Below are 24239 nucleotides of genomic sequence, written 5' to 3'. Positions count from 1 at the left end.
GGGGCGATCCATACGGGTCGCCCCTCTCTTCTCAGCGCGCCCAAATACCTGAAATGAGAGGAAAGTCATGCCCACGTATCGCATCGTCGTGCAGACGAAAGTCTCCCCCGGCGCCAAGTTTCGCTCGCCCCGCTCCACCCCGCTCGGGGACACGGAAACGATCGAGATCGTCTCGACCAGCCTCACCACCGCCCTCCTGAAGGCTGGCATCCAGTTCGGCCGCGAGAATCGTTCACCGCGCATCGTCTCCGCCGAAGAACTTCTCGAACTCGATACCAGCGAGATCACCGACGCGGACATCACCCACGCCCTCACTGTCGGCTACGAAACGCTCGAACCCAACGACTATGCCGGCCTCAATCTGTACGACCAGAACGACTTCGAGTGGACCGTCAACAAGGTCGTCGAAGCCCTTCGCGAAAACGGCCTCGTGCCGGGCCTCAACCTGTCGATTCTCATGAACCCCGAGGGCTACTGCGACTACACCATGGTCGAAATCCGTGACAGCGCGAGCAACACGTACCGATCCGTGGGCCGCGACCCCAAACGGCTCATGAACGACCGGTCCTTGACCGGGTGGGACGGAATCCTGTCCATCGCGCGCGCCCTCATTGAGGTTGTCGCCGTAGAAAAGCTGCTCTGAAACGGGCTGCGCCGCACACGCCGACCACACCAAGAGACTCTCGGGCTCGCCCCAACCAACTGAAATCAGAAGGAGAACCACCGATGACTGCGAACAAGACCACCGTCGCCAGCGACGAGACCCCCGCCCGCGTCTACGAGACGGCCTACACCGCGGTTGTCTTCGACGACCTCGAGGCCGTTCTCGATGAGAGCTACGCCACAAAGTCCGAACGCCGCGACGCGGTCGTTGGACTGCTGCTCGTCAACCACGACGAGGTGCCCCGCTTCTTCGTCGACGACATTCTCGTGCCCTTCGGCGGTGCGAATGCCGACGTGGCCCTGGCCCAGGTCGTGGAGCTCTACTCCGAATGCGGCGTGGACGTCCACCTCGGTGAGCACCTCCGTGATGCCGGCCCCGCTGTCCTCTACAGCGCCTTCACCGATTACGGCGACGGCACCACCTTCGCCGAGCACTACGGCTCCCGCGGCGAACGCCTCAAGGAGCTGCGCCAGCGCGCCGCGAACCTCGCCGAGGGCTACCCGGGCGAGTTCTTCGACAACGCGGACGAGGAAACCTGCAAGAAGGTCATCGAATACCACCTCGCACCCACCAACGGACGACTCCACCTGTTCGACGCCAAGCGTCAGGACGTCGGAGACGTCTACATCACCCACGCACCGGAGGCATAACCATGTACAAGCACCTGCTGATCATCGCCGACGCTGAACTTCTGGAGAATACCCTCCACACGAGTGTCCGCACCCGCGCCGAACGCCTCATCGTCCTCCTGTCGGACGGCACGATCACAAAAGAGATCTCCGACGAGGTCGTAGAGGCCATGCGCGAGGCCGACCTCGAAGCGGCCCAGGCCGACTATCCCGAAGGCACGCGCATCCACCCCCTGGATGCCGAGGATTACCTGGACACGATTCGCGACGTGCTCGCGAACAACGACATCGAGATCTACCTCGACGAGTTGGAGACCCCGGACGAGATCGAAGCCGCCACGCAGCGGGCCGATCGCGAGAGCGAAGCGATGCGTGCAGCATGACGATCACAGCGCCCAACCCCGCCACCATCATTCGGTCGCCTGAGCCGCCACACGCGTCAGCGCGCCCGAGAATTACACCCGAGCTGAGGCACCGTCGCGGCGACATCTGGATGGTCGCCGCCGATCCCGGCAAGCCGGCCGTCGGAACAGAGATCTGGAGCGATCGACCTGCAGTGATCGTCTCGAACAACGTGCTCAACGCGCGCTCGGGATTCGCGCAGATCGTGTACCTGTCGACCGCCGCACGCAAGCGCAGCGGCCCGACCCACATCCCGGTTCCAGCCCCGGACGGCAAAGGCGACGCCATGGCTCTGTGCGAACAGATCCACACCGTCGACGCCTCACGCCTGCGCCGCAAGATGGGCGCCATCCCCGAGGATCGCACCCGCGAAATCGACGCGGCACTCTCGCTCTCGCTGAGCATCGGACGCAATCCCGACACCTACAGCGCCTTCCACAAGTGGGAAGAGCACATCAAGCTCCACGGCATCGACATGGCTGAGGAGATCCGCGCCCTGGCCGGGCAGACGACTGATCAGCGGGTCGAAGCGCTGACCCGGGCACTGGAACTCATCACCATCGAACGCGATTCCTACAGGAACCTCTTCGAGACGTCCCAGATTCGGCCCGCCGCCATGCGCGAGGTTGCCGATGCCCTCGAAACCGGCGCTAACGCCTAGTTGGCGCTCGTCAACTGACAGCACGACCTTTCCCGCGGGGGTGGCCACGCGCCACCCCCGCATCCAAATCAGAAACGGCGGGGCCCCATGGACAGCGGCGACAACACCCCCGCGCGACACCAAGAAACTATCCGACGTCGGCTCGTGGATGCGACCGGCACAGTCCGCCGTCTTCGGGCCCTCGTGGCCATCGGGTACTCGCAGACTGACCTCGCATTGCGCCTTGGCCTCTCACCCGTGGATCTTTCGGCATTGATCAACGCGAAACGAAAGCGGGTGCCCGAACGGACATTCTCATCCACGTGCTTGATTTTCGCTTCGCTCTGGGACATCCCCGTCTTAGATCCTGCCGGCGAACGCCTACGCAGAATCGCCAAGGCACGAAAATGGGCTGTTCCGTTGGCCTGGGACGACATCGACGACCCCGCCGAAACGCCCAACGTGCGCGGGGTCAAGTCACACGACCTCGATGAGATAGCCATCGAACTCGCGACTCGCGGCGAACGGGTACGACTCACGCCCGCCGAGCGCCGCGTCGCTGTCGCCCAGCTCCACAGCCGGCGGTGGAGCGATATGCGCATCGCTGTCACCCTCCACATTACCGATCGAACGGTCCTGCGTATCCGGCAGGAACTGGACCTCCAGGCTTTCGATTTCGGACTTCTCAGACAGGCAAACGCAGCATGAAAAAACTACTCGAAGCCAACGCGTCCTATGGGCGCCGGCGCATCTCGCAGGTGTTCGCGGACTTCTGCGAACTGTCCGCCCTAGCGATTCGCAATAGCGTCGACCACGACGGCTGGGACGAACGTGAAGCGCAGTACCTGCGCGTCATCAGCGGCTACACCCCTGAAGAGGCCGACCGCTTCGCGCACCTTCTCGCGAAGCTCAGCCTCGAGTTCGAGGACGACTTCTCGGACGTCCTCGGGAAGCTCTACATGAGCTTGGACCTCGGTAGCGATCACCTCGGCCAGTTCTTCACCCCGTACGAGGTGAGTTCGATGATGGCGCAGATGACCATCGGCAACTACACCGAGAAGCTCGAGGGGCAGGAATTCATCACGGTCAACGAGCCCACGTGCGGCAGCGGCGGCATGATCGTCGCTCTCGCCGCTGCGCTCCGCGGAGCCGGAGTGAACTACCAGCAGTCGATGCATGTCGTTGCTCAGGACATCGAAGCGACGTCGGTTCACATGGCCTACGTGCAGCTTTCGCTACTCAACGTTCCGGCAATCGTGATCCACGGCAACACCCTCACCCTCGAACAGCTCGACGCCTGGCCGACACCCGCACACATCCTCGGTGGATGGGACGCGCGCCTTCGCGACAGGGCCGCCGGCGTTCTCCCGACGCCAAAACCAACAGAGGCTTCGGTCACCTCGATCCACTCGCCCGACATCGACATTGAAGGAGCAGCATGAACGCCACAGACAAGAGCGTGACCCTGGCCGAGACGCCCGCAGGTGTCCCGTCCCACACCCCCTCCAGCACCTACGACCGCCAGAGCCGCACGATCACGACCCGCTATTTCAGCAGCGATCGACTCTCGGCCCTGGACGTGGTGACCTACCACGACGCAGCTGCCAAGGAGTACCGCACCCGCGTGCAGGCCGTCACCAATCACCTCAACGGCGGTGAAGGTTACATCCACGACAAGCGCCGGTGGAACTCGACTCCGATTGCTCGCCACTCCGAGAAACTACACCTGGCAGTCGCCGGTCTCGTGCTCCTCGCCTTGACGCCGGAGCTGCCTGCACTGCTCGTCTGGGCGGGCGTCGACGCGGAGCCCTCGAGATGAGCTACAGCGAATACGGCCTGGCCAAGATCCCGGGCACCCTCGGGATGACCAAGCTCAAGAACGCGTTGGTCAAGATTGACCCAGCGCTCACCGTTGCGTTGAAGAACGAACGCGTGAACGGCCAGCTCCAGGGCTGCTCCGGCTTCGTGACGAACCCCTCTACCGGGAAGATCGTCTACATAAGCACCGACTGCAACCACGGCACAAGCCGCGGCGCGCTCTACCGAACCGCCACAACCACCCGCGACTTCAGCGGGGGTGCGAATCGCTTCGCGGCCTACGACGAGCTGCCGCGTGCAGTCGTCGAGCTGTTGGCTAAGTAGCTCGGCCGTGTCGAACAACCAGCGCAAAATGATGCGCAGCATGAGGGCCGCCAGCGGCGGAATGCACGATGCGCCTCTCGCCCGAGGGCTACGCAACTCCGCCCAGATGCGTGCCACCAAACGCGCGGCCAAGAAGCAGATCAAGACCCGCGAAGAGCGCGCCTGGCGCGACGACTCTTCCCCCGACCCGAAAGAAGCGCAGTCATGACCACCTCCCGATACGACGCCAAGGACGACCAGCCCTACGGCACCTGCCAGACCTGTGGCATCGAGATCGCGACCGAGACGATGAAGGACGAGCACTTCGCCTCGACCATGAAGGACGACGCGGGCAAGACCGTGCGTCGCAGCCACAGCATCCTGATCACCAACCCGGGGCGCGCCGACCGTGTTGAGAGTGCTGTCGGCGACCTCGTCGACACTGCCATCACCGACGCTCTCGACGAGCTCGAGGGCCTCATCGCCGACGAGCACATCACGCGCGAGGAGGCCACCGCCGCCATCGCCCGCTGGTCCGAATTCGCCGACGAGTGGAGCCGGGAATAGACCGGCCGAGTCGCATCGAGACTCTGGCCGGTCGCACACCCGGCGGCCCGTAGTCTGAAATCATCTCGAAGTATTTGGGGCGGGATTACTGCAATACGAGAAGGAATCAACATGTCGGATGAGACTCAGGGGACCCAGCGTCCCGAACGTGCGCGCGCAAACCGCTTCGCGGGGCTTGTGGCCAACACTCCCAGACCCACACGAATTGCTGTAGCCATCACCGTGGTCGCGGTCATGGTCGTCGGGGTAACGGCCGGAGCATCGGGTATCGTCCAGGCCGTCAACAAAGCCGCGCACTCCAGTGCGCTGACGGCCAACGACCAGGCAACCGTGGCCCTGGCGACGGCCCGCGAGACCAACGCTGCCACCAGCACGACACTCTCCGCTGGGATTGTGGCCGGAGCGGCCCTCAGTGCCAAGGTGACCGCCCTGGTGGGCGCCGCCGCGGGTCTCGCTGACCCCGGTGCTCTGACGGCGCTCGAGGCTGCCAGCAAGCGCCTGGGCGACACGGTGGCGAGCATTGCCGCCGACCGCCGCCTGGACCTTTCGACGGGCGTTTCGATCGTCACCGCGGTTGCAGACACAACCGTGCCAGCCCTCCCGCCAGACGCCGAGACCGACGCCATCGCGTCAGCCACGTCGTACATCAACCGGCTGACGGCAGACGCCAGTGGTTCCGTCAAAGGCAACGCCTACCTGACGGCCACCATCGAGAAGGCGACGAAGGCTGTTCATGATGCCTTCGCACCCGTCGTCAACTCCGTCCCGGCCGGCGGCCAGGCCCGTCTAGATGCGTCCGCGTCAGCAGGCACTCCCGAACGCGATGCCCTGACTGCAGCCATCGCCGCGGTCAACAACGACGACTCTGCGCTTGACACGCTGTGGGCGTACACGCAGGCCGGTATTGCCGCCAAGTCGTCCCACGACGCCGTCGAGGCGCAAAAGGCGGCTGATGCGGCCGCAGCGGCCCAGAAAGCTGCCGAGCAAGCCGCTGCCACCGTGCAGGCCAAGAGCCGCTCTTCGTCTGGCGGCAGCGCAAAGTCCGGTAGCACCAGCGGCTCGTCTTCGTCTGCCGGCGGTTCGTCGTCCAGCGGAAGTTCATCGTCGTCGGGCGGGTCCGCGTCTTCCAGCACCGCCCCAAAAGACGGTTCCCCAACGTGGTACCCACTGCAGATTCATGCTGGCGGCTCGGACTGTCAGGGTGCAGGTGGCGGCCAGCAGGTCAGCTACGGCAGCACATTGCAGCCGCCGGCCAACGCGTTCAGCGTCAACACCTACGAGATTCCAGGCTACGGCTGGGGCGTCAAGTGGACCTGCGACACAGGCTGGTAACCGACGCGGTACCTGCGGTGCCGCTACGGGGTCTATCGGCTCCGCCGCAGTGCGCGGATCATCGCGCTCTAGACGAAAAACCTCGCCGTCAACAACGCCCCTACTCGCGACGCTCAATGCGTCCGGGTGGGGGCGTTTCTGCATTTCCCCAGCCACGCACAACCGGGCGCCTCACCGTGTCCGCTCACTCATCAACCGCGAGAAAGCGAAAATCATCATGACCAACTTCCCCACCACCGCGCCCGCCACCCTCGATGAGCCTGAAGCGCCCATCGCACCGACAGCGGCCCCCGCCGCGCCGCGCGCCAAGCGCGACAACGAGTACGCCGGCGCCTACGCCAACTTCATCGAACAGACCAAGAACCACGTTCTCACCGTTGGCATGGACAATGGCCTCAACCGCCAGATGCGTGTCGGAGCGCCCGGCACCGGCATGTGGTCCTGGAACGTCATCACCTGGCCCCACTACCTCGCCACCGTCGGCGACATTGCTGACGGCTTCACGTTCTCGCGCGTCACGGACATGATGGACTTCTTCGATCGCGAAGGCCACGGCGACTACTACTCCGACGGCGCGCCGAGCATCGACTTCCGCTACTGGGCCGAGAAGCTCAGCGGCGGCCGGTCGCAGGAAGTGCGCGAATACTCGGACAAGATCTTCATCCAGCACGTAAAAGACCACCTGGAGGAGGACGAGGATCTCGGCACCGAAGCCCAGGACGAATACGAGAAGGTCGTCACCGTCTCCAAGCGGGTCTGCGCGCGTCACGGCGTCGACTACGACGAGTGGCTTACCGAGCTCCGGAAGAGCAACCCCGCAGCCACGTATCTGGAGATCAACGAAGACGACGCTGAAGAGATCGAATTCTTCGGCATGCCCATTCCCGAACGCTCGCCGGCTGAACGCAGTGCAGAGATCCTCGAGGAAGCGCACAGATACGCCGACAACGAGGTCGAAGCCCACGACTGGCTTCGGGAGAACCAGGTGACCTTCGGCCAGGACGCCTACTGGGACTGGTCAATGAAGGACTACAACGTTCACTTCCTGTTCGCATGCTGGGCGATTGAGCTCACCGTCAGGCTCTGGCGCGAGTACGAGGCATCCCCCGAGGCCGAGGCTCACCGCAACCCCGGTGACGGCTATGTGCTCGTCGAGGGCGGCCTGGTCCAGAACAACCCGGCGCTGCCGGTGTTCGACCTCGACGTGCTCGACACCGATGCGCCCGATGAAGAGACGGCTCATGAAGTGCTCGACCTCTACGAGCGCATCAACGCCCACCCGACAGCCCGCATCGAACGAGCCAACATCCTCGTCGGCGCGGCGAAGTTCGTAGCGAGACACGGTTCCGCCGCGGACAAGGCCGCCGTCGCGACCCTCGAGACGGCCCGCCTGGCCGAAAAGCCGGCGGCTCCTCGGCCCATCGAATAGTCGACGCTGCGACCCGGAGAGTAGGAATCACCATGTCCAAGGCTCATTCCCAGTACAACCCTCTTCGCCTTCCCAAGACCCCGGCCGATTTCGAGGCGATTCGACGCGACAAGAAACGCCCCTCACTCGGTATCACAGGGACCTCGTTCGCCGCCGAAGAGGCCACAGTTGTCATCTCCACGGAGACGACAGGCTGGCACTACATGGACGTCGAGTACGCCACGTTCCTCCACAAGATGCTGGGCGATTCAATCAAGTCCGCAAGACGGCACAACCGGTCGCTCTCCAAATAAGGGTTCAGCGACCGGTTGGATGCCGGCACTCCCCCTGAGTGCCCTCTCCAAGCTGATCCCCCAATGAAGAAACGAGCGCCACAACATGCCAGCACCCGAAGAACAGCCGGTCCATTCGACACCGCGCGCCGACTACGGGCAGGCCAGCGTCGACGAATCTCACCCCGCCTTCGGCGTGGCGGTTGTCAGCCGCGGGCACGGATCGTCACGCTCGCTCTTCCAGAGCGACGTACTGCACCACGACAGCATCACCTTGTCCATCCAGACCGCGACGCGCGCCCGTTACCTGAATCATGACTCTGTCTTTCCGAGAAAGACTCTCGTCGAGGTGGAAATGAGCCTCGCGCAGTGGGGTGCCCTGGTGTCCTCCATCGGCATCGGCTCGGGCATCCCGGTGACCATCCGTCGCACCGAGAACGAAACATTCGTGCCCACTATCCCGTACCAGCCGCGCATCAAGGAGAGCCTCGCTGAGGTGACTGGATCCATCAGCAAGCTCTTCGCCCAGGCCCGAGAAACTCTCGCTGTGCTCGAGGACGCTTTCGAGACCAAGAAGGGCGTCCGCGCGATGCGTGACGCGCTGCGAAATCACCGCGGCTCGATTCTCCACGCATCGGCCAACAGCGAATTTGCGGTGGCCTCGCTGGCCGCAGCCGGGGAGAAAGTCACCTCGCAGGTCCGTGCCGACATCGAGTCGCAGATACTCAACGCTTCGAGGCTCACCAGCTACCAGGGCGCGATCAGCGCCCCGGAGATGCGCTTCGACGAGATCTCGGCGTCGGGTGAAAAAGCGGCTCCGGAAACGGAGCATGACGACCACGACGCCTGAACAATCCGAATTCGAGTCGCCCCACCTACGGTTCCTCGTGCGCGACAAAGAAAGTGAGACCGTATGACCATCCAAATCGAACTGAAAGTCATCGTCACCCTCGAGCACGTCACGGGCAAGTTCGCTTCCCGTGACGACATGATCGAGAAGCTCATCGAAGAACTGGAGGGCGCCGAGCTCTCGAGCTTGGACGACCTCGGCGAAGACGGAGTTACCTCGTACGAGGTGGCCTCTTGGGAAATCGAAGAGATCGAACGCCCGGCGCCGGTGCGACGTCGTCGGGGCCAAGGCTCTCGCTCCCAATGACGCTTACACCCCGTCACCCAGAGCTGCAAGGCACGTGCCGCGCGGCGGCCGAGAGCCTCGTCGCGGCCGACCACTCGCTCGCACTCGTGCGCGGATGGTACATCGACGTCGTCTGGGGCCCACGCGAACACTGGTGGTGCACCCGCACTACCGGCGAGATCGTCGACCCCACGGTCGAACAATTCCCGACCGGGCATATACCCGAGCTACGGGAATATGTGCCGTACGAAGGCATCCACCCCTGCCCTGGCTGCAGCGTCGCTGTGCGCGAGGGGGAAGGCTACGAGGGCTTCTGCTGCGCCGAATGCTACGGCTCCACGGTAGGCATCCCCATCGGCCGTTGCCGGTGCTGAGCACCAGCCCGCCATCGCAAGAGAGACACCTAGAGCCCAGGAGGCTGCCCGCATGACCACGGAATCAACCGCTCCAAGCAAGACGCTGCCCGCCGGGTCGATGAACGACGGCGAGCCGATCAAATTTCCGCTCGCCCTGCCATCGACGTTGGGCGCCGACGCGCTCTACATCTACAAGCACAGCCAGGGGCAGAAGAAACTCGATCGGGACATCTTCGATCCGTCCTCTGCGCGGTTCAAGACGGGCGAAGAGCGCGACGCTTTCGTGCCAACAGAGCGCATGCTCACGGCAATCGCCGAACTCGAACGAGCCCATCTGGCCACCTACAACCTCCGATGGAGGACCCTCCGTGTTCACAAAGTGCACGAGCACTACACGTTCGCCCAGGGTCGTGGCTCGCAGCTCATCCGTGTGAGCGTCTTCGACGAATACCAGGACGAAGCGCAGCTGCTCGCGGTGCTGGTGGGCGGAGACTTGGAGAGCCGCACCAGCGACCGCGGTCGCAGCGAGATCGCCGTGCGCGCCCGCCACGAGGACGCGACCGACGTCGAGCACGACGCTAGCAGCACCGCTTTGCTGCTCGTGCGGAACGCCTCTGAGCCGGTCTTCACGGGCTACGGCACGATGTCCTTCACAGGCGTGCTCACCTCGGCTCAGCTCTATCCACTCGGCGTTGATCCGCTGGCGGCAGACGGTGACGAGACTCGCCCCGGCGAGATCTGCACGCAATGCGAGACGCCCCACCCCTTCGCGCCGTATCAGCCGCCAACCGTTGCCGGTCTCGGGGGCCTGCACTTCGTCACCATCGAAACGCGCCCCTTCCGGCCGTACCTCGTCGCTGCGCCGTAGGTCGCTGGCTCGAGCACCAGTCACGACGGCATCCGCCCCAACCCGAAAGGACACCACCTCCGTGTCAGGAACTAACTACTCGGGCGCCGCCCCAATCACGAACCTCTGGGTTCTCGACAACGGAGGTGAGCTTCGATACTTCCTCAGCGTGGAGACTATGGCTGAGGCAGTGCTCAATGGCTATGCCCAGTCCGCCGAAACGATCTACCAGCTGCGACCGGCGAGCATCCTGCACTTCTCCGATCGAGGACTCGCAGACTGCTCGGCATTCATCGACCTGGCGGTGCCGGCTGGCAACCCAGACCCGAATGAACACTTCGGCGCCCTGCAGAACTATCTGGCTGGCGACAAAGCCGAATGGCTGGGCCTACTCAAACAGGCCAAGACTCAGCGCCGAGTCGACAAGGGTGTTCTTGCCGAACGACTCCACGAGTACCGCGACGCCGTTCTGGCTAAGACGCCCCTTCCGCCTGTGAACCCCTGGGCGGCTACGCGCCCGCTGATCGACAGAAAAGAGATCCGCCGATGACAGTCGAAACCATCACCATGCACCACGCCCGTTGCGACGCTCCCGGCTGCAAGATGCTCTCGAGCGACTACGAGAACGGCAATCACCAGGTCTACGACACCGTCGACCAGCTGACTCAGCAGTTCATGGACACGCGCGAAGGCAGCCTCAGCGACGACTACGGTTGGCTGCGCGTTCCTGCCAACGAGCACGACGGCCCCGATGCCGTGGACAGGCACTACTGCGGCGAGCACACGACCTGGGACGAGAACTTTGATCAGCGTGTTCCGGCGCTCGACGCGGCGGTCACCGCCGACGTCGCCTTAACCACCACCATCTAGGAGATACCGTGACAATGGCAACCAAACCCGGCGAGAAAGACGCAGTTGTATTGCAGGCCGAGGTCCTGATGAACGCGACCATGAAACGGTGCGTGAACGCACCTGAGACGACTCTCCCCGTCCTGAGCATGATGCTTATCGCCGCCGGCTATGCCCTTCAGGTAGCCCGCGGCGACGAAGACATCCAGCCGCCTCAGGCGGTGAGCACCACTAAGGCTGAGGGCCTCCGTGCCGTAGGCCTCGGCTTCATAAGGAGCTGAGAAACACACACTGCCGTGGGTGAGCCCCGCTCCTGAAATGCGCCCACCGCGACCGACTCTCCCCGAAACGAAATCACCGAAAGTGAGACCGCATGACCACCCACACACTCGTCGGCTACACGCTGCCCATGCAGCGAGATGTAGCTCTCTTCCACGACGCCTTCGGCCACCCGAACCTCATCGCAACACCCGGGCCCCTGCCGCTCGATCGCATCGAACTGCGAATCGGTCTGATCAACGAAGAAGGGGTCGTCGAACTCCGCCAGGGAATCGAGAACAACGACCCGGTCGAGATCATCGACGCACTCATCGACACGATCTACGTCACGCTCGGCGCACTCACCGAGATGGGCGCCGACGCCAGTGGCATGCTCAGCCTCGAACACGACATCCACCACGCGGTGCCCGAGGCATCCCTCCTCGTCACCGCGAAGGACAGCCTGGCCGCGAACAAGGTGTTCCTCGTCATGCTGGTGAAGGCTTTCAGTCGCCAGCAGACTGCGTACTCCATCGAGATCCTCCGTGCCATTGCACTCCGCGCGCTTCTCGCGCTGACCCACGCGGGCATCGACCCACAGCCGTTCTTCGACGAGGTACAGCGCGCCAACATGTCCAAGCTCGGTGCCGACGGCAAGCCGGTGCATTCTCGCGGCATGGAGCTCGATGGCGCCCCAGAGGGCAAGGTCCTGAAGGGTGCGAACTACTCGCGCCCGGACCTCGCCTCGGTGTACACGCGCCTCTACGCGTGAGCGCTCGGGCACGCGCCCGGCGAAGCAACAGTCATCGACCAACCGGTCGATGACCGCACCCACTACCTGAAACGGAGACCATCCACATGGCCACGAAACCCAGCCGACCCGCAGCACCCGCCGAACAGACCGAGCCCTCGATCAAGTCCGATTCCGACCTGGCGATCGCGCCAGAAACGGCCGTTCAGTCGCTCGCCTCCGTCGAGTTCGCAAGAGGCGTCCGCGCCGGAGCCGAAGCGATGCGCTTCTACTTCCTCAACGAGGACGAGGCCCCGATCTACGACGTCTCGGCCAACGAGCTCGAGAGCTTCGAGAAAAGCGCCGTCGAGGACTCCCTTCGCGACGAGGGATACCGCATCAAGCGCGACGGAATCTAACCCGACGGCGAACCGCTCGCAATCAAAAGGAGATCCAGAAGTGACACACGGCCAGCACCAACCGACCTCTGATCGCGGTCATTCGTGACTGATCCGGGCGCCGAGACCCTGAGGGCATGGGCCGAGCGTGAGGCGGCCAAAGCGCCGCCCCTCCGCCCCGAACAGGCGAAACTCATCGCTGACCTCCTTCGGTCGGCCAAACCCGAACCAACGGACCAGGAGACCTAGGCCATGACCATCCCTTCCACCACGCTCGCTGGCAGAAGCGCAACCGACGAAGCCGCAATGACTCAGAAGGCCGCGGACCTATCGGCGGCAGAGGCTGCCATCCACGACGCTGTCGACGAGTACCGCCGTGTACTGCTCGAAGGGCCCGTGCTCGACAGCAGCGAGATCATCTACCGAAAGTCGAAATCCTTCATCGACAGCAGCACGTTCGTCATCGACGTCGTCAACACCATGGGGCCGTATGCCCACGACGGTGTTCTTGCGAACGCCGCGAACGCGGAACTTCCAACTCTCGAGGTCACTCTGCTTTCGTTCTCCCCGCATTGGGAGGACCGAATCCGGGCCGCAGCTCTGAGGGCCTCGCTTCGTGATGAGGTCACGATGCCCGACGGCTTCCCGTGCATCTTTGAGCCGGCTGACTCACCCAAGAAGGCCGACGTCTTGAACCCGCAGCCGTTCGTCTGGGTGGCCTCCCCGGACGAACGAATGCTCCATGAGCTGCTGCCGCTCTACCGAGAGCTCTGGGGTGCCTACGAGAACCAGTGGCCCCACAGCCCGCATCGCACGTTCGAGGTCGGTCTCCTCGACGGGGTCGCGACGCACGGCGTCTGCCGGCCAGGAACAACGCCCGCCCAGGTGATTGGCCAGACGATGCTCACCCACCCCGATATGCAGCGCACCGCACCCGCGCACCTCCGTGCGATGCACCCCCTTGAAGGGAGGCGTGCCGCCACGCGCTAAATCAGAAAGGTACGACATGGCTCTCGCCAGAATCCACGCTAGAGCCGACCCGCTGACAACGCGCAAAGCACGTGGAGCGCGTAAACGGCTCCGGCGTCGAACGCTGAGGCTGATCGCCGCGGCGGCCGCCGTCGCCGGCCTCGCGGCCGCGGGCCTCGTCGTAGCCGATGATGCGCGCGCGTCCACTCTCGACGCTGCTGTTGCACGCTACGCGACGGCCGTGGCCATCGTCGCCGCATCCGAGGTGCACGCGGTCGGCACGATCACCGAGGCCCAGCTGGGCATCGTCACCGCCAATGCGACGTTGGTCAACAGCGTCGGACGAGTGCTGGGCGAGGGCGAAAGGGCTGAGCTGTCGGCCGGGCTTCACAGCCTGACCGCGAACGTCGCGAACGCCGCCGATGAGCTGAGGCGCGCACGTCGCACGGTTGTCGACCAGACGCCCACGTATTCGCCCTTCGGCGAAACCTACGACAGCTCGGCCGCCGACCTCGATGAGATTCACTTCGCCGCGGCTGCGCTCTTGCCGACCGGAACAGCCGACCTCGCTGCGGCCGGTGAGCGGGTAAACGCGGCTGTCGCAGCATGGCAGGTCGAACAGGACCGCCTGGCCGCGGTGGCTGCCGCTGAGGCCGCAGAAGCGGCACGAGTCGCGGCGGAGAAAGCTGTAGCAGCCACCGCGGCCGCGCAAGACTCCTCGTCGGTCCCAGCCGCCAAGGCTTCAGGCTCCGACGCCGGCTACCACAAGAACGTGTGGACGTCCGGATTCCAAAGCGAGATCGACCGATGCAATGGCGCGGTCGACGTCTCGGCGCACTACGGTCCTCGGACCATCGCCGAACACTGGTCCTGCGGCGGGAGATCGTTCCCGACAAGCGTCGGCGCCGTAATCACAATCACCGGCCAGGACGCCGGCGTCTATCGCGTCGTCGGTGTCGTCGCAGTTCTGAACGTGGACGTCAACGGAACGGGTGATGTCCCCTCCGGCTACGACCTGCTCTATCAAACGTGCATCAACGGGTCTAGCGCCCGTATGTCGTTCACGGGACTCACCCGCATCACCTGACGCGAGTATCCGAGTAGAGATAGTCGCGCGCGGACACTAAGAAGCCCCGGGGGTCATTCCCTCGGGGCTTCTTTTTTCCCAAATACAAGACCTCTGAGCCAGGTCAAACCTTCGTGGAGTCGACGCCGACTTTTCGATTCACGGAACGCGTCGCGGAGAACTTCAAGACGGCATAGTCGTCAATTTCCTCCTTGCCGTTTTCATCGGCAAAGCGAACTCGGTGGCCTTTGTGTTCTTGCGGGTAGAACTTGCCAAATCCGGTGAGCGTTAGTCGATCGCCGTTGCCAACAATTGAGAGAAGTTCCTCAATTATCGCTTCGTAGAGGACTGAAGCCACACGGACGGGTACTCCGGCGCGACGAGCCACGCGGCTCACGAATTCACGCTTGCTCACGCGCCCCTGCACGCGTTCAATGCTGTTACCCATTCATCGACCTCCACTTGCTTTCTTTTTTGCTCATAAACGAGTATATCTAGCAATGCCCCAACCGGTCAAAGTTGACAGGTCAGGGCATTGGTGGAATCGAACCGATTCTATTGCGTTAGAAGCCCATCTCATGTCCACTGGCACTCGTGGTGCCGGCCGAGTCCTTATCGAAGAAGCGGGTGCGCTTTCGCGTCTCAGTGACTTCCACTTCCTCCTCGCCTTCCTTCCGACGCCGTTCACGGTCGGCCATCTGTTCACCATGCATCTGCGCATTGATGGACTTTTCGGCCATGCTGATCGCGGGAGCCGCCGACTGAGAAGCCAAGCCCCTGGCTGTCAAGCCATTCCGAGAATTCTCAATCTGCTTGTCCGATGATGCCTTCATTCGCGCCCACTTGTCGCGATCTTCATCGGTGACGTATCCCATCATCGAAGAAAGTTCAGTTTCGCTGGGGAAGCCCAGAATGCCCATGTCGCGCTTCTTTCATTGTGCTGTTCGTTGACTCTGATTTGTTCAGGCGACTTGTGCGTTTTTTACTGGTCTACCTGTAGATTACACCGGTTGAGGCTTATTCAGCCAAGCTCAAAATCGACGTCCTGCAGGGGCTCGGCAGCGTCGCTGCCGATACCCGTGATGCCGCCGGTTTCGATCTCGTTGTAGTGCTGATTCACCCGTGCACGACGAATGCGCGACGCGGTGCTCTTCAGCTCGACGCCCCGCTCGTAGTCGGACTGTGGTGAGGTGCTGCGCACCCCGTCGACGATCGTTTCTCGAGCGCGTCCAGACTCAAGTGCAGGGTCGTCGATGAACTCGCCGTCGATGACCTCGCCCTCCTCGGACGCGTCCTTCGGCATCACGAAGCCGTCATCAACCGTGAAGTCCATATAGTGCGCGTAGTCGTCGTCGGCCGGCTCGGCCTCAACGGTGTCACTAGAACTCTGTGCATTACCTGCTGAGTTCCTATGAGCGTTCGGCGTCGAACTGAAGTGCGTTTCCGAAGCCGGCTTTCCCGACTTCGGATGCTCCGCCTGAGCACCCATATCGTTGTACGCCTTCATCGACTCAGCGACCTTCTCGCGCCACTGATCGCCGTACTCAGCCGCCCACTTGTTGCCGAGCTCGGGGTTCAGGCGCTGCACGACCTCGACCGCGTCGACATACGCCGCGCTGTACGCGAACTGCTGCTCCTGAGGAGACAGACCGTCCGCCGACATGGAATTGAACATCGTCTTGGCCTTGGCAAAACGACCCCTCGCGGCAGGATCTTCGATCTGGTCGACCACGTTGGGATACTGGGCCACAGCGGAGGCCACCACGTACTGCGAGAGCACGTCGTTCAGCTCACCCACTGACTTCGCCGAGGTCATGTCTGCGGACAGGGTCTCGGCAGCCATCATGCGGTGCTCGCTCACACCCACGACCGGCCGAAGCCGGAAGGATCCCTTGGAGATCGTCCGGTCTTCGTAGGAGTCCACAAAATCGCCCGTCCAGACCGTGGCCCGATCCGTGGTCCCGTTGATGTAGACCTCACGCGGCTCGCTCTTGGTGAACCGTCCGTGGCCCAGCTCGGTGAAGACGTTGGCGAGCGTCGGATCCTTCTCCAGACGCTGACCGACGATGACGCGCATGGAGCGAGACACGTCCTCACGGTTCAGCCCGTCGGCGTCGACGAATTCGTAGAGCGCGGACAGCGCTGAATCGTAGCGATCCTGCACCATGCCACGATCGGCGCCGGGTCGGCGCATATCGGCATACGCGGACTCGGCCAGGGCGACCTCGGTCATTGCCGCGCTCTGGGCCGTGAAGGGCAGACGGTGCCCGCGCTCGGCGTGCTCGATCTTGTCCAGACGCTTCTGCCAGCGACTCGCGAGCTGATCGGACTTGCCCTTGCTCGCGAGAGAGTCGAACTTGTCCTGCGCCTTGAGGTCCTTCTTCGTGCCGCGGCCGTCGATCTTGGACTGGATCGCCTCGCGCATCTGGCCGGCAAACGAGCCGGCCTGAGTGCGGAAGTTCGGTGAGAGCATCCACATCGACGCGCCCATGCCGAGCACGGAGGCAATGTTCTGACCGGTGAGACCCTGCTGGAGCGGCTGCACGCACTGGAGAACCATCATCGAGGCGTACACCTGGTGCATGCCGCTGAGCTGCTTGCGCTGGGTCTCCTTGGTCTCGCCCGCGTCGAGAATTCCCGACATCCGCAGGCTGTTCATGTAGCTCTCACCGGCCTGCACCGTGTCGAGCTTCAGCTTGGCCAGAGGATCGAGCTTGGCCTCGCGGTGGAGATTGTCCCGCGCGGTCCGAGACTGCTTCGTGGCCGAGGCCTGTTCTGAACGAGCGCGTGCCTGACCTTCACGTCGAGCGCGACCTTCCTGGCGCGCACGGACGCCCGCGCTGCCGGCGCCTCGAGCCTCCCGCGCTGCATCCGCCGGCTGGGTGAAGAAGGCGTCCTTGACGCCGTTCGCACGGACATTGCGAAAGGTGCCCGCGGCCGCTTCTGCATCACGCGTGGCCCGCGACCTCACCCGTTCACCCAGATTGGGTCCGGCGTCGATCACCTCCGCGTCGATCAAATCCTCACCGAGGAAGGCCCCTTCGGGAGCCAACCCCTCATAGACCGGGATGTTCAGGTTGCGTTTCGGCTCTGCCATGTCGTTGTCCTCTACTTCGTCTCTCGTGGCTCTAAGCCACTTCGGGCTCAGCAGCAAAATCCTGCGCTGCGTCACCTGCGGCTGGATGGTATTGCGTCAAGGCGTCGATAACCCGCCCCTGCGATCGAACTGCTTCACGCCGTGCTCGAGTCGATCCTGACGACGACTCCCGACCCGGTTGACGAGCCTCGGCATCACGAGAGAAATCGACCAGGCGTGGTGCCATCTGAGTCAAGACAGGGTTCGCTCTGAACGACGTGCTCGTGTTGACGCCCATCGACTCGCTCAGGTATCCGTCGTGGTCCAGAGCAATCACCCAGGCGCACGTCTCCGGCACCAGCGGCGCCTTCGTCGACTCCTGGGCCGCGCGCAGAGCACTCGCGAAATCGGTACGACCGAGGTCGTACCGGTCCGACATCGTCTGAAGAATCGCGTCGCGCTTCCGGGCTGCGTCCGTCGCGCCGACAGGGTCAAGCCCGTTCGCCGCGTGGTTGGAGCGAACCCGCCATGCCTCGGCCGTTTTCAGGCCGTCAGCGCGTCCCTGCCAAATGTCGACGGCCTCGTTTTGCAGTGCCGCATTGATGTAACGTGCGACGTCCTCGTCAGAGAATCCCGCCTCGTTATCGAGGAAGCCGTGCACCACGGAACTCATCGTCGACTGGTCACCAAAATGGGTGGAATCCGGGAAACCCGACTCCCCCCCGAGCCTTTCGGTGAGCCATGACTGTTCAAGCATCTGTAAAACGTCCCCCCTCGCTTTTGTTCGTATATCAGTCAATTCTATGTGTTTATTCGATCCGAGAGGAGCAATTTCCCTGCGTGTATGCCCCGCATCAACGGCGCAGAAAAGCCCCACCCCGTAACGGGGTGGGGCTTCTTCTCTTGCGGGCTACAGCTGGTAGTCGTCGACCAGCTCAGCGTCCGCCGCGTCGTCCGGCACCTCGACGAATGCCGGGCGCGGGCGCGGGGCACGAACCGTTGCAGCGACGGGCGACTTGCGGCCTTCACCACGGGCGCGGGCACGGGTGTCGCTCTCGGCGAGCACGTCCCGGTTCACGAGCAGCTTGACCTCGGGGGCCTCAACATCAAGGCCCGCCTCCGTCGCCTTCTCCCACTCGGCGATGGCGTGCTGGTTGCTGCGCACCGCGTACGGGGCGAAGTGCCCGTTCTCCGAGCCCGCGAAGATGTTCTCGCGAGTCGTAGCCGCTGCCAGCACATCATCGAACGTGCCGCCGTAGGCCAGGCGGTCCATGGTGGATCCCATGGTGTCGAGGCTCGCGTCCTGCGGGTCCTCGATGTCGATGATCAGGCCGGTCGGGCCGGTGAGGGCCGCCGCGACCTTGTCGACGTTGCGCAGGTTGACCGTGACGTTCAGCCCGTCCTTCGAGGTGTACAGCTCCACGAACTGGCGCTTCCACGTCTCGACATCGGCCTGGATCTCCTTGCTGTTCTCGTCGCGGGCGACGGCCCAAGTACGCTCGCCGTCCTCCCCCACGATGGCCTCGAGCTTGCGCCCCTTCCAGAGAGACCGCGCCGGACCCATGAGCATGTTGTACTTCTGACGGGCCTCTTCGGGGTCGTGCTTGGCCTGCAGCACCGACTGCGTCACCGGGTAGGTGAGCTCAAGAACAGCCTTCAGCTCGGCGTTGCGCAGTGCCTTGACACCGCGCTGGGAGAACGTCCCTGCGATGCCGGTACCGTGCGACTTGACGGCCGTGGCCATCATGACACCCTCGTCCTCGAGACGGGTGTGCTGGGTGTCGCCCAGGTCCGCCATCGTGACCGGGTCCACGCCGACGTGGCGGCAGTAGTCTCCGATCTTCGCCATCGAGCCCTTGGCCTCGGTGTCGATGCATGCCTCGATCACGCTCTTGACGTGGTCGCCGGCCTCGCCGAAGCGGAGGATCGCGTCGCCGTACTGACCCTCCATGGCCTCGCGGTAGTAGTTCGAGAGGTCGCCGACCAGTTCGGTGCGCGACTCCCACGCCTCGAAGTCGTTGATTGCTCCGTCCTCGAGGTCGCTCTGCACCTCGTTCGCCCGCATCTTGAGGTTGGCGAACTGCTCCGCCAGGCGGGGCGCGATGTGCTGGGACACCTTCACGTCGAGTGAGTCCTGCATGGCCAGCGGGTGCAGCGAGTCCTCGCCGAACTGACCGAGGTCGAGCAGGTTGGCCTCGACCGACAGCTTCTTCAGCGCCTGCTCGCGGGCCCCGTCGCTCGTGAGGCGCACGACGGCAACAGAGTCGCCGTCGAAGTCGCCGTCGAAGCACTTGTCCATCGCGGGGTTGATCGCCACGCCGGTGAGGCGCTCGTCGACCTTCACGCGGAGGTAGCGAACACCCGCGTCGCGCAGCACCGGGTCACGCCAGACCAGCGCGTAGTCGTTGTCCTGGAGGCCCAGGGCTTCGGCCATTGCCGGCCCCATGGCGAGCTGGTCGATGTCCAGGCGCGGGTCGCTCGTCCACACGGCCGTGGCCGAGTTGGGCAGACGCGACGACATCAGGCCTTCCTTGAAGACGTTGCGCTTGCCGGAAAAACGCTTCTGCTTCAGGTCGTCCGTGATCGTGTCGAACGCGGCCTGCGCGCGGCGCGGAGCCTCGGCAGCCATGTCCTCCAGGTCGCTGCGGCGCTTGGGCGTGAGGGCCTCGCCGTTCTTGGTCAGCTCTTCCTTCGCGGCCCGGTAGCGAGTCGCCATCTCGTACACGGCGAGGTACTGGTTCGTGTAGTCGTGAGCGGTGCTCTGACCATCGTCCAGATCCTGACCGCTGCGGAGGTGGGAACTCATCACCGGGAGCTTCCAGGTGGAATCGCTGGCCGTCGGGATCCGCTCGCCGGTCGGGAAGCGCAGCGGGAACGGCAGTTCCAGGTCGCCACCGCGGTCTCCGATGAGCTGACCGAAGTCGCCCTTCATCTTGCCCGCGTTCAGCGTGCCCTTGGACGTGAACGACAGCTCGGGCATCGGGAACAGCCGGCGCTCGGAACCCTCGGCCATGTCGTCGTAGCCGACGCGCATGGTGCCGTCCGCTTCCAGGTCGAGACCCATCGTGACGAGCATCTCGCGGAAGTTGGCCACGGCCGAGTTGTTCGGGCCGTAGAACTCGCTCATCACCTCGTCGCAGCCCTGCGAGCCGAGGGCCCACGCCAGCTGTGAGGAGGCCTTGCGGCCGCGACCCTCACGAAGAGCAGCCTCGTCGTAGACGCGCGTGCCGCGCTCGACGTCCTTGTGAGTGACGACGAGACGCATCTTGCCCATCGTGTTCTCGGTCATTCCCTTCCACGGCAGGGCAAGGTCTCCCGGGTCCTGCATCAGTTCGCGAGCGGTGCCGCCGTTGAAGCGCGACACGGCGCTGAAGGGGCTCATCACCACGTCCAGCTCGGGGTTCATCTTGAACACCTGAACGGCGTAGTTCATGCTCTGGTCGTGGGCGTCGAAGTCCTCGCCGATGACCGCGTCGCGGTCCACAACGAGCGAGATGACGCCCTTGTTGCCGTGCATGTCGCTGAGCTTGTCGCCGGGGACCAGTGCGCGTGAGCTGCCGTTGGCACCACGGATAGCGTGCTTCTCGGCGAAGTTCTTGCTCACGACCATCGGGTCGTCGGCCGTCCAGCCGCCGAAGGTCATCATGGCCACGCCGACCGGCTCCGTCACCGCAGCGGCGTTGAGCAGGTTGGATGCGGACATCTGCTGGCGGTCGTACGGGTCGTACTTCATCATCTCGGTCTCGGGCAGCTTCATCAGCGGGGCCCGGTCCGACAGGTCGGCGCTCCGGATGATCTTTCCGGTGGCGGGGTCAACGCTTGCACCCTCGACGAGGTAGCGCGTGATGCCCTGGTACACGGCACCGTTGGTCATCACCGGGTCGAAGAAGCCGTCGGCCTGGTTCGTCATGATGGCCATGTTCCGGCCACCCGTCAGGATCCACGGGTCGAAGCGGTTGTCGTTGGCGGGGTCGGCGGCCAGGGAAGAGTTCTCCGCGCGCCAGGCGGCGTGGACGGTTGATCCCGACGCGATCTCGCTCGGGTAGCGCACCCTGCGGGACTCGGTGGAGAGGATGGCTTCCACCCACTGGCTGTCCAGGCCCTCGTCGGAGGACCGGTCGATGAAATCGACGTCGTGACGCACGTCGTACAGGCGGCGGTAGACGCTGTTGAGTGAGGTGGGCTCGCCGACCTCGGTGCGCATCACGAGCATGTCGTTGGCGATCTGGTACTCGACCTGGTCACCCATCGTCTGCTCGTAGCCACGCAGCAGCGTGCGCTCCTCGACGCTCAGGTCGTCACCGGCAGTCTGCGACGCGATGCGCGCCTCATATCCGGGGGCGAACAGGTAGTTCTCGCCGCCCGCGAACCGGGTCACGACTTCGCCGTGCTCGCCGCGGCCGAAGAGCTGGCCGATCTGACCCTTGACGGATTCAGCGACGCCGGTGCGTCCGTACCGATCGGCCTCCCAAGACGCAATGCCGTTCTTGTCGATGAGCAGGCTCGTCACCTTGCCACCGTTGCGTTCGATCGCGTAGCCGATGACGCTACCCATCCTGCTGACAAATGCGTCCTCGTGCATGCTCGGCTCCACGGCGCTCGCCTCGTCGAAGCGCACGAGACGGTCCTTGACGGCGGTGGCGTAGAAGCTCGAACCCATGAGGTCGTCGCCGTCAATACCGGTGACGCGCAGCGCCGCGACGATGTCGGCGTTGTTGCGCCAGGTGCCGAACTCGCTGGTCATGTGCTTGGCCACCCGCACCGGGTCGAACCGGCGCATGACGACTTCACCGTCAGGCAGGGTCTGCTCGTGCTGGTCGTAGCTGCCGATCAGTTCGTCGACGACGTCGCCAGCGTGGTCGTGGACCTTCTGCTCAGCGGAGCCGACGTAGGCGAGGTCTTCCACGAGCATGTCGTGGTAAACGCGGGCCACATCCGTGTCGACCTGAAGCTCGCCGATCACGCCGACCTTGGCCTGGTACTCGTCCTCCGTCGCGCCGGAGCGCAGCAGGGTCGTCTGTGCGTCGCGCAGCACGTCCCAGTAGGAGCGCTGGATGGCCGCGACCTCAGCGTCACCGCTGAACTCGGGGAACCAGTCGCCGTCCTTGGCCTCCTCGACGTGGGCCTCGTGGTCGGCCACCAGGCGTTCCACGTCCAGGGATGCCACGAGGTTCTCGCGGGCGCTGTCTACGGACTCCCGAAGGTAGGCCTCGCCACGCTCGGCGTTGAGGAAGAACAGTGCCGTCGCGGTGCGGGCCTTCGCCGAGCGGCGCACGAACACCTTCGCGCCCGGTTCCGGGATCTTGCCGTCAATGACCAGGTCGCCCATGACGGACATCGAGGTCCGGTCATTCTTCGTGTGGTACGAATCCTGCACCTGGATCGGGACCCGGCGGCCCTGCTCGCGGTTCCACTCGCTCTCCGCGTGGGCGCCGACCTTGCCGACGAGGCCCTTGCCGTCGAAACGCTCAACGGGCTTGCCCTGAGCGATGCGCAGCAGCGACACCGCCTCCGCGGCGGTCGGGGTGTACGGCACCGTCTTCAGCGAGCGATCTGCGGCCTTGACGTTCGTCGAGTAGTGCGTCGAGACGCCGTCGTCGTAGACGCGTCCGACGAAGTGTTCCATGTGGCGCGGTTCGGTCAGTCGGACGGAGATCTTCGTGCCCTCGAGCTCGACCTTGATCTGGCCAGGGTTCCGATCGCGACGCACGGTGTAGCCAACGCCCTGAGCACGCAGTTCGTCGAGGATGGCCGCCGAACGGCCCAGCGCCTCGTCGCTCATGAACGCGCGGGGGTTCAGCTGGCCGTCCTGGCCGCGTGCGCCGTCGATGACCCAGTCGCGGACGTTGCGGTATTCCTGCTCGCTCATCCGTCCCATCAGCTCGGTCATTCCGCTGGCGTCGTCGTGGCTATATGCCTCGCCGGCCTCGACCAGCTTGGCTTCCTCGTCGATGGAGTACAGGTGGAGGTCCGTCGTGCGCAGTTCCGCGATCCGCGAGACGTTGCCACCGACGTACTGTTCGATGTCCTGACCGAGCACGAAGGTCAGACGCGACCCGGCTTGCTTGACCGTGCTGCGCACCGCCCAGCGCGGGTCGTACGGAGAGATTGGCAGCCGGGCGCCGGCCGCACCGGTGCGGGCCTGCACGACGGATGCCCCGTCCGCGCTCTTGCGGGCGAATCCCGCCATATCGAAGAACTTGTCCTTCATCTGGATGTACGCGGGAGAGGTGGGGCTGGTGTCGGTGAAGACACCCTGGTAGCCCGTGACGTTCTCCTGCATCGTGGATTCGATTGCTCGAAGCACAGGCGGGATCCCCAGATCCGCGTCGGCCATCGAGCGCCCTTCGGCGGCGAGCTTCTGCTCCACCTTCGCGCGGAGATCGCGCGCCGCGGAGACCATGATGATCTTCCCCGTGGCGTCCTGCGTCCGCTCGATCGTCTGCTGGAACAGGTGTTCGTACAGGTAGCGACGCATTCCTTGACTACGTGGATCCAT

29 protein-coding genes are annotated in these 24239 nt (G+C 64.1%); 24 read left to right on the top strand and 5 right to left on the bottom strand.

Annotation, left to right across the window (positions count from 1 at the left end; genetic code table 11):
• Positions 1 to 67 precede the first annotated feature (67 nt).
• The 24 genes from MQH31_RS17615 to MQH31_RS17500 all read left to right on the top strand — a co-directional run bounded on the left by MQH31_RS17615 (position 68) and on the right by MQH31_RS17500 (position 14685).
• Positions 68 to 643: a hypothetical protein gene (locus MQH31_RS17615; RefSeq protein ID WP_243013115.1), complete on the top strand. Its 576-nt coding sequence runs from the start codon at positions 68 to 70 to the stop codon at positions 641 to 643.
• An 83-nt stretch (positions 644 to 726) separates the two neighbouring features.
• On the top strand, positions 727 to 1314 hold the full coding sequence (locus MQH31_RS17610) for a hypothetical protein (RefSeq protein WP_243013114.1): 588 nt from the start codon (positions 727 to 729) through the stop codon (positions 1312 to 1314).
• 2 nt (positions 1315 to 1316) lie between these two features.
• Entirely contained in the window at positions 1317 to 1676 is a 360-nt protein-coding gene (locus tag MQH31_RS17605; RefSeq protein WP_243013113.1) for a hypothetical protein, read from the top strand.
• Positions 1673 to 2356 (top strand): type II toxin-antitoxin system PemK/MazF family toxin, encoded by a 684-nt coding sequence (locus MQH31_RS17600; protein ID WP_243013112.1) that lies wholly within the window; start codon positions 1673 to 1675, stop codon positions 2354 to 2356. The genes MQH31_RS17605 and MQH31_RS17600 overlap by 4 nt, the downstream gene beginning before the upstream one ends.
• Positions 2357 to 2443: 87 nt before the next feature.
• Entirely contained in the window at positions 2444 to 3043 is a 600-nt protein-coding gene (locus MQH31_RS17595; RefSeq protein ID WP_243013111.1) for a hypothetical protein, read from the top strand.
• The gene (locus tag MQH31_RS17590) at positions 3040 to 3777 is read left to right on the top strand and encodes an N-6 DNA methylase (protein WP_243013110.1); all 738 of its coding nucleotides are present in this window, start codon (positions 3040 to 3042) and stop codon (positions 3775 to 3777) included. The genes MQH31_RS17595 and MQH31_RS17590 overlap by 4 nt, the downstream gene beginning before the upstream one ends.
• The gene (locus tag MQH31_RS17585) at positions 3774 to 4154 is read left to right on the top strand and encodes a hypothetical protein (RefSeq protein ID WP_243013109.1); all 381 of its coding nucleotides are present in this window, start codon (positions 3774 to 3776) and stop codon (positions 4152 to 4154) included. The genes MQH31_RS17590 and MQH31_RS17585 overlap by 4 nt, the downstream gene beginning before the upstream one ends.
• Positions 4151 to 4477, top strand: coding sequence for a hypothetical protein (locus MQH31_RS17580; protein ID WP_243013108.1), 327 nt, complete (start codon positions 4151 to 4153; stop codon positions 4475 to 4477). Before MQH31_RS17585 ends, MQH31_RS17580 begins: the two co-directional genes overlap by 4 nt.
• 7 nt (positions 4478 to 4484) lie before the next feature.
• Positions 4485 to 4685, top strand: a complete 201-nt coding sequence (locus MQH31_RS17575) for a hypothetical protein (protein WP_243013107.1) — start codon at positions 4485 to 4487, stop codon at positions 4683 to 4685.
• Complete coding sequence (locus MQH31_RS17570; RefSeq protein WP_243013106.1) at positions 4682 to 5023, top strand: hypothetical protein; 342 nt, start codon at positions 4682 to 4684, stop codon at positions 5021 to 5023. Before MQH31_RS17575 ends, MQH31_RS17570 begins: the two co-directional genes overlap by 4 nt.
• 111 nt (positions 5024 to 5134) lie before the next feature.
• Complete coding sequence (locus tag MQH31_RS17565; protein ID WP_243013105.1) at positions 5135 to 6355, top strand: hypothetical protein; 1221 nt, start codon at positions 5135 to 5137, stop codon at positions 6353 to 6355.
• A 217-nt stretch (positions 6356 to 6572) separates the two neighbouring features.
• Positions 6573 to 7784: a hypothetical protein gene (locus MQH31_RS17560; protein ID WP_243013104.1), complete on the top strand. Its 1212-nt coding sequence runs from the start codon at positions 6573 to 6575 to the stop codon at positions 7782 to 7784.
• 32 nt (positions 7785 to 7816) lie between these two features.
• Positions 7817 to 8077 carry a hypothetical protein gene (locus MQH31_RS17555; protein ID WP_243013103.1) on the top strand — a complete coding sequence of 87 codons (261 nt, stop codon included), beginning with the start codon at positions 7817 to 7819 and terminating at the stop codon, positions 8075 to 8077.
• Between the two features lie 85 nt (positions 8078 to 8162).
• On the top strand, positions 8163 to 8906 hold the full coding sequence (locus MQH31_RS17550; protein ID WP_243013102.1) for a hypothetical protein: 744 nt from the start codon (positions 8163 to 8165) through the stop codon (positions 8904 to 8906).
• Between the two features lie 63 nt (positions 8907 to 8969).
• On the top strand, positions 8970 to 9212 hold the full coding sequence (locus tag MQH31_RS17545) for a hypothetical protein (RefSeq protein WP_243013101.1): 243 nt from the start codon (positions 8970 to 8972) through the stop codon (positions 9210 to 9212).
• Positions 9209 to 9565 (top strand): hypothetical protein, encoded by a 357-nt coding sequence (locus MQH31_RS17540; RefSeq protein WP_243013100.1) that lies wholly within the window; start codon positions 9209 to 9211, stop codon positions 9563 to 9565. The genes MQH31_RS17545 and MQH31_RS17540 overlap by 4 nt, the downstream gene beginning before the upstream one ends.
• A gap of 52 nt (positions 9566 to 9617) precedes the next feature.
• Entirely contained in the window at positions 9618 to 10415 is a 798-nt protein-coding gene (locus tag MQH31_RS17535) for a hypothetical protein (RefSeq protein WP_243013099.1), read from the top strand.
• 157 nt (positions 10416 to 10572) lie between these two features.
• Positions 10573 to 10944 (top strand): hypothetical protein, encoded by a 372-nt coding sequence (locus MQH31_RS17530; protein ID WP_243013098.1) that lies wholly within the window; start codon positions 10573 to 10575, stop codon positions 10942 to 10944.
• Positions 10941 to 11264 carry a hypothetical protein gene (locus MQH31_RS17525; protein WP_243013097.1) on the top strand — a complete coding sequence of 108 codons (324 nt, stop codon included), beginning with the start codon at positions 10941 to 10943 and terminating at the stop codon, positions 11262 to 11264. The genes MQH31_RS17530 and MQH31_RS17525 overlap by 4 nt, the downstream gene beginning before the upstream one ends.
• Before the next feature lie 14 nt (positions 11265 to 11278).
• On the top strand, positions 11279 to 11524 hold the full coding sequence (locus tag MQH31_RS17520) for a hypothetical protein (protein ID WP_243013096.1): 246 nt from the start codon (positions 11279 to 11281) through the stop codon (positions 11522 to 11524).
• Between the two features lie 92 nt (positions 11525 to 11616).
• Complete coding sequence (locus MQH31_RS17515; protein ID WP_243013095.1) at positions 11617 to 12273, top strand: nucleoside triphosphate pyrophosphohydrolase family protein; 657 nt, start codon at positions 11617 to 11619, stop codon at positions 12271 to 12273.
• 86 nt (positions 12274 to 12359) lie between these two features.
• Positions 12360 to 12650, top strand: a complete 291-nt coding sequence (locus tag MQH31_RS17510; RefSeq protein ID WP_243013094.1) for a hypothetical protein — start codon at positions 12360 to 12362, stop codon at positions 12648 to 12650.
• A 231-nt stretch (positions 12651 to 12881) separates the two neighbouring features.
• The gene (locus MQH31_RS17505; RefSeq protein WP_243013093.1) at positions 12882 to 13619 is read left to right on the top strand and encodes a hypothetical protein; all 738 of its coding nucleotides are present in this window, start codon (positions 12882 to 12884) and stop codon (positions 13617 to 13619) included.
• A 16-nt stretch (positions 13620 to 13635) separates the two neighbouring features.
• Positions 13636 to 14685 (top strand): hypothetical protein, encoded by a 1050-nt coding sequence (locus MQH31_RS17500; protein WP_243013092.1) that lies wholly within the window; start codon positions 13636 to 13638, stop codon positions 14683 to 14685.
• A gap of 103 nt (positions 14686 to 14788) precedes the next feature.
• On the opposite strand, the gene MQH31_RS17495 is transcribed toward MQH31_RS17500, so the two are convergent.
• The 5 genes from MQH31_RS17495 to MQH31_RS17475 all read right to left on the bottom strand — a co-directional run bounded on the left by MQH31_RS17495 (position 14789) and on the right by MQH31_RS17475 (position 24218).
• Positions 14789 to 15112, bottom strand: coding sequence for an HU family DNA-binding protein (locus MQH31_RS17495; protein ID WP_243013091.1), 324 nt, complete (start codon positions 15110 to 15112; stop codon positions 14789 to 14791).
• Between the two features lie 115 nt (positions 15113 to 15227).
• Positions 15228 to 15584 carry a hypothetical protein gene (locus MQH31_RS17490; RefSeq protein WP_243013090.1) on the bottom strand — a complete coding sequence of 119 codons (357 nt, stop codon included), beginning with the start codon at positions 15582 to 15584 and terminating at the stop codon, positions 15228 to 15230.
• A gap of 101 nt (positions 15585 to 15685) precedes the next feature.
• Positions 15686 to 17761 (bottom strand): hypothetical protein, encoded by a 2076-nt coding sequence (locus MQH31_RS17485; RefSeq protein WP_243013089.1) that lies wholly within the window; start codon positions 17759 to 17761, stop codon positions 15686 to 15688.
• Positions 17762 to 17792: 31 nt separating this feature from the next.
• Entirely contained in the window at positions 17793 to 18497 is a 705-nt protein-coding gene (locus tag MQH31_RS17480; RefSeq protein WP_243013088.1) for a hypothetical protein, read from the bottom strand.
• 153 nt (positions 18498 to 18650) lie between these two features.
• The gene (locus MQH31_RS17475; RefSeq protein WP_243013087.1) at positions 18651 to 24218 is read right to left on the bottom strand and encodes a hypothetical protein; all 5568 of its coding nucleotides are present in this window, start codon (positions 24216 to 24218) and stop codon (positions 18651 to 18653) included.
• Between the last annotated feature and the right edge of the window lie 21 nt (positions 24219 to 24239).

Origin of the sequence: Cryobacterium zhongshanensis, from assembly GCF_022760445.1 — a bacterium.
In the GTDB taxonomy this organism is placed as follows: Bacteria; Actinomycetota; Actinomycetes; order Actinomycetales; family Microbacteriaceae; genus Cryobacterium; species Cryobacterium algoricola.
Note: the sequence above shows the minus strand (reverse complement) of the source record. Positions and strands in the feature narration are given on the sequence as shown.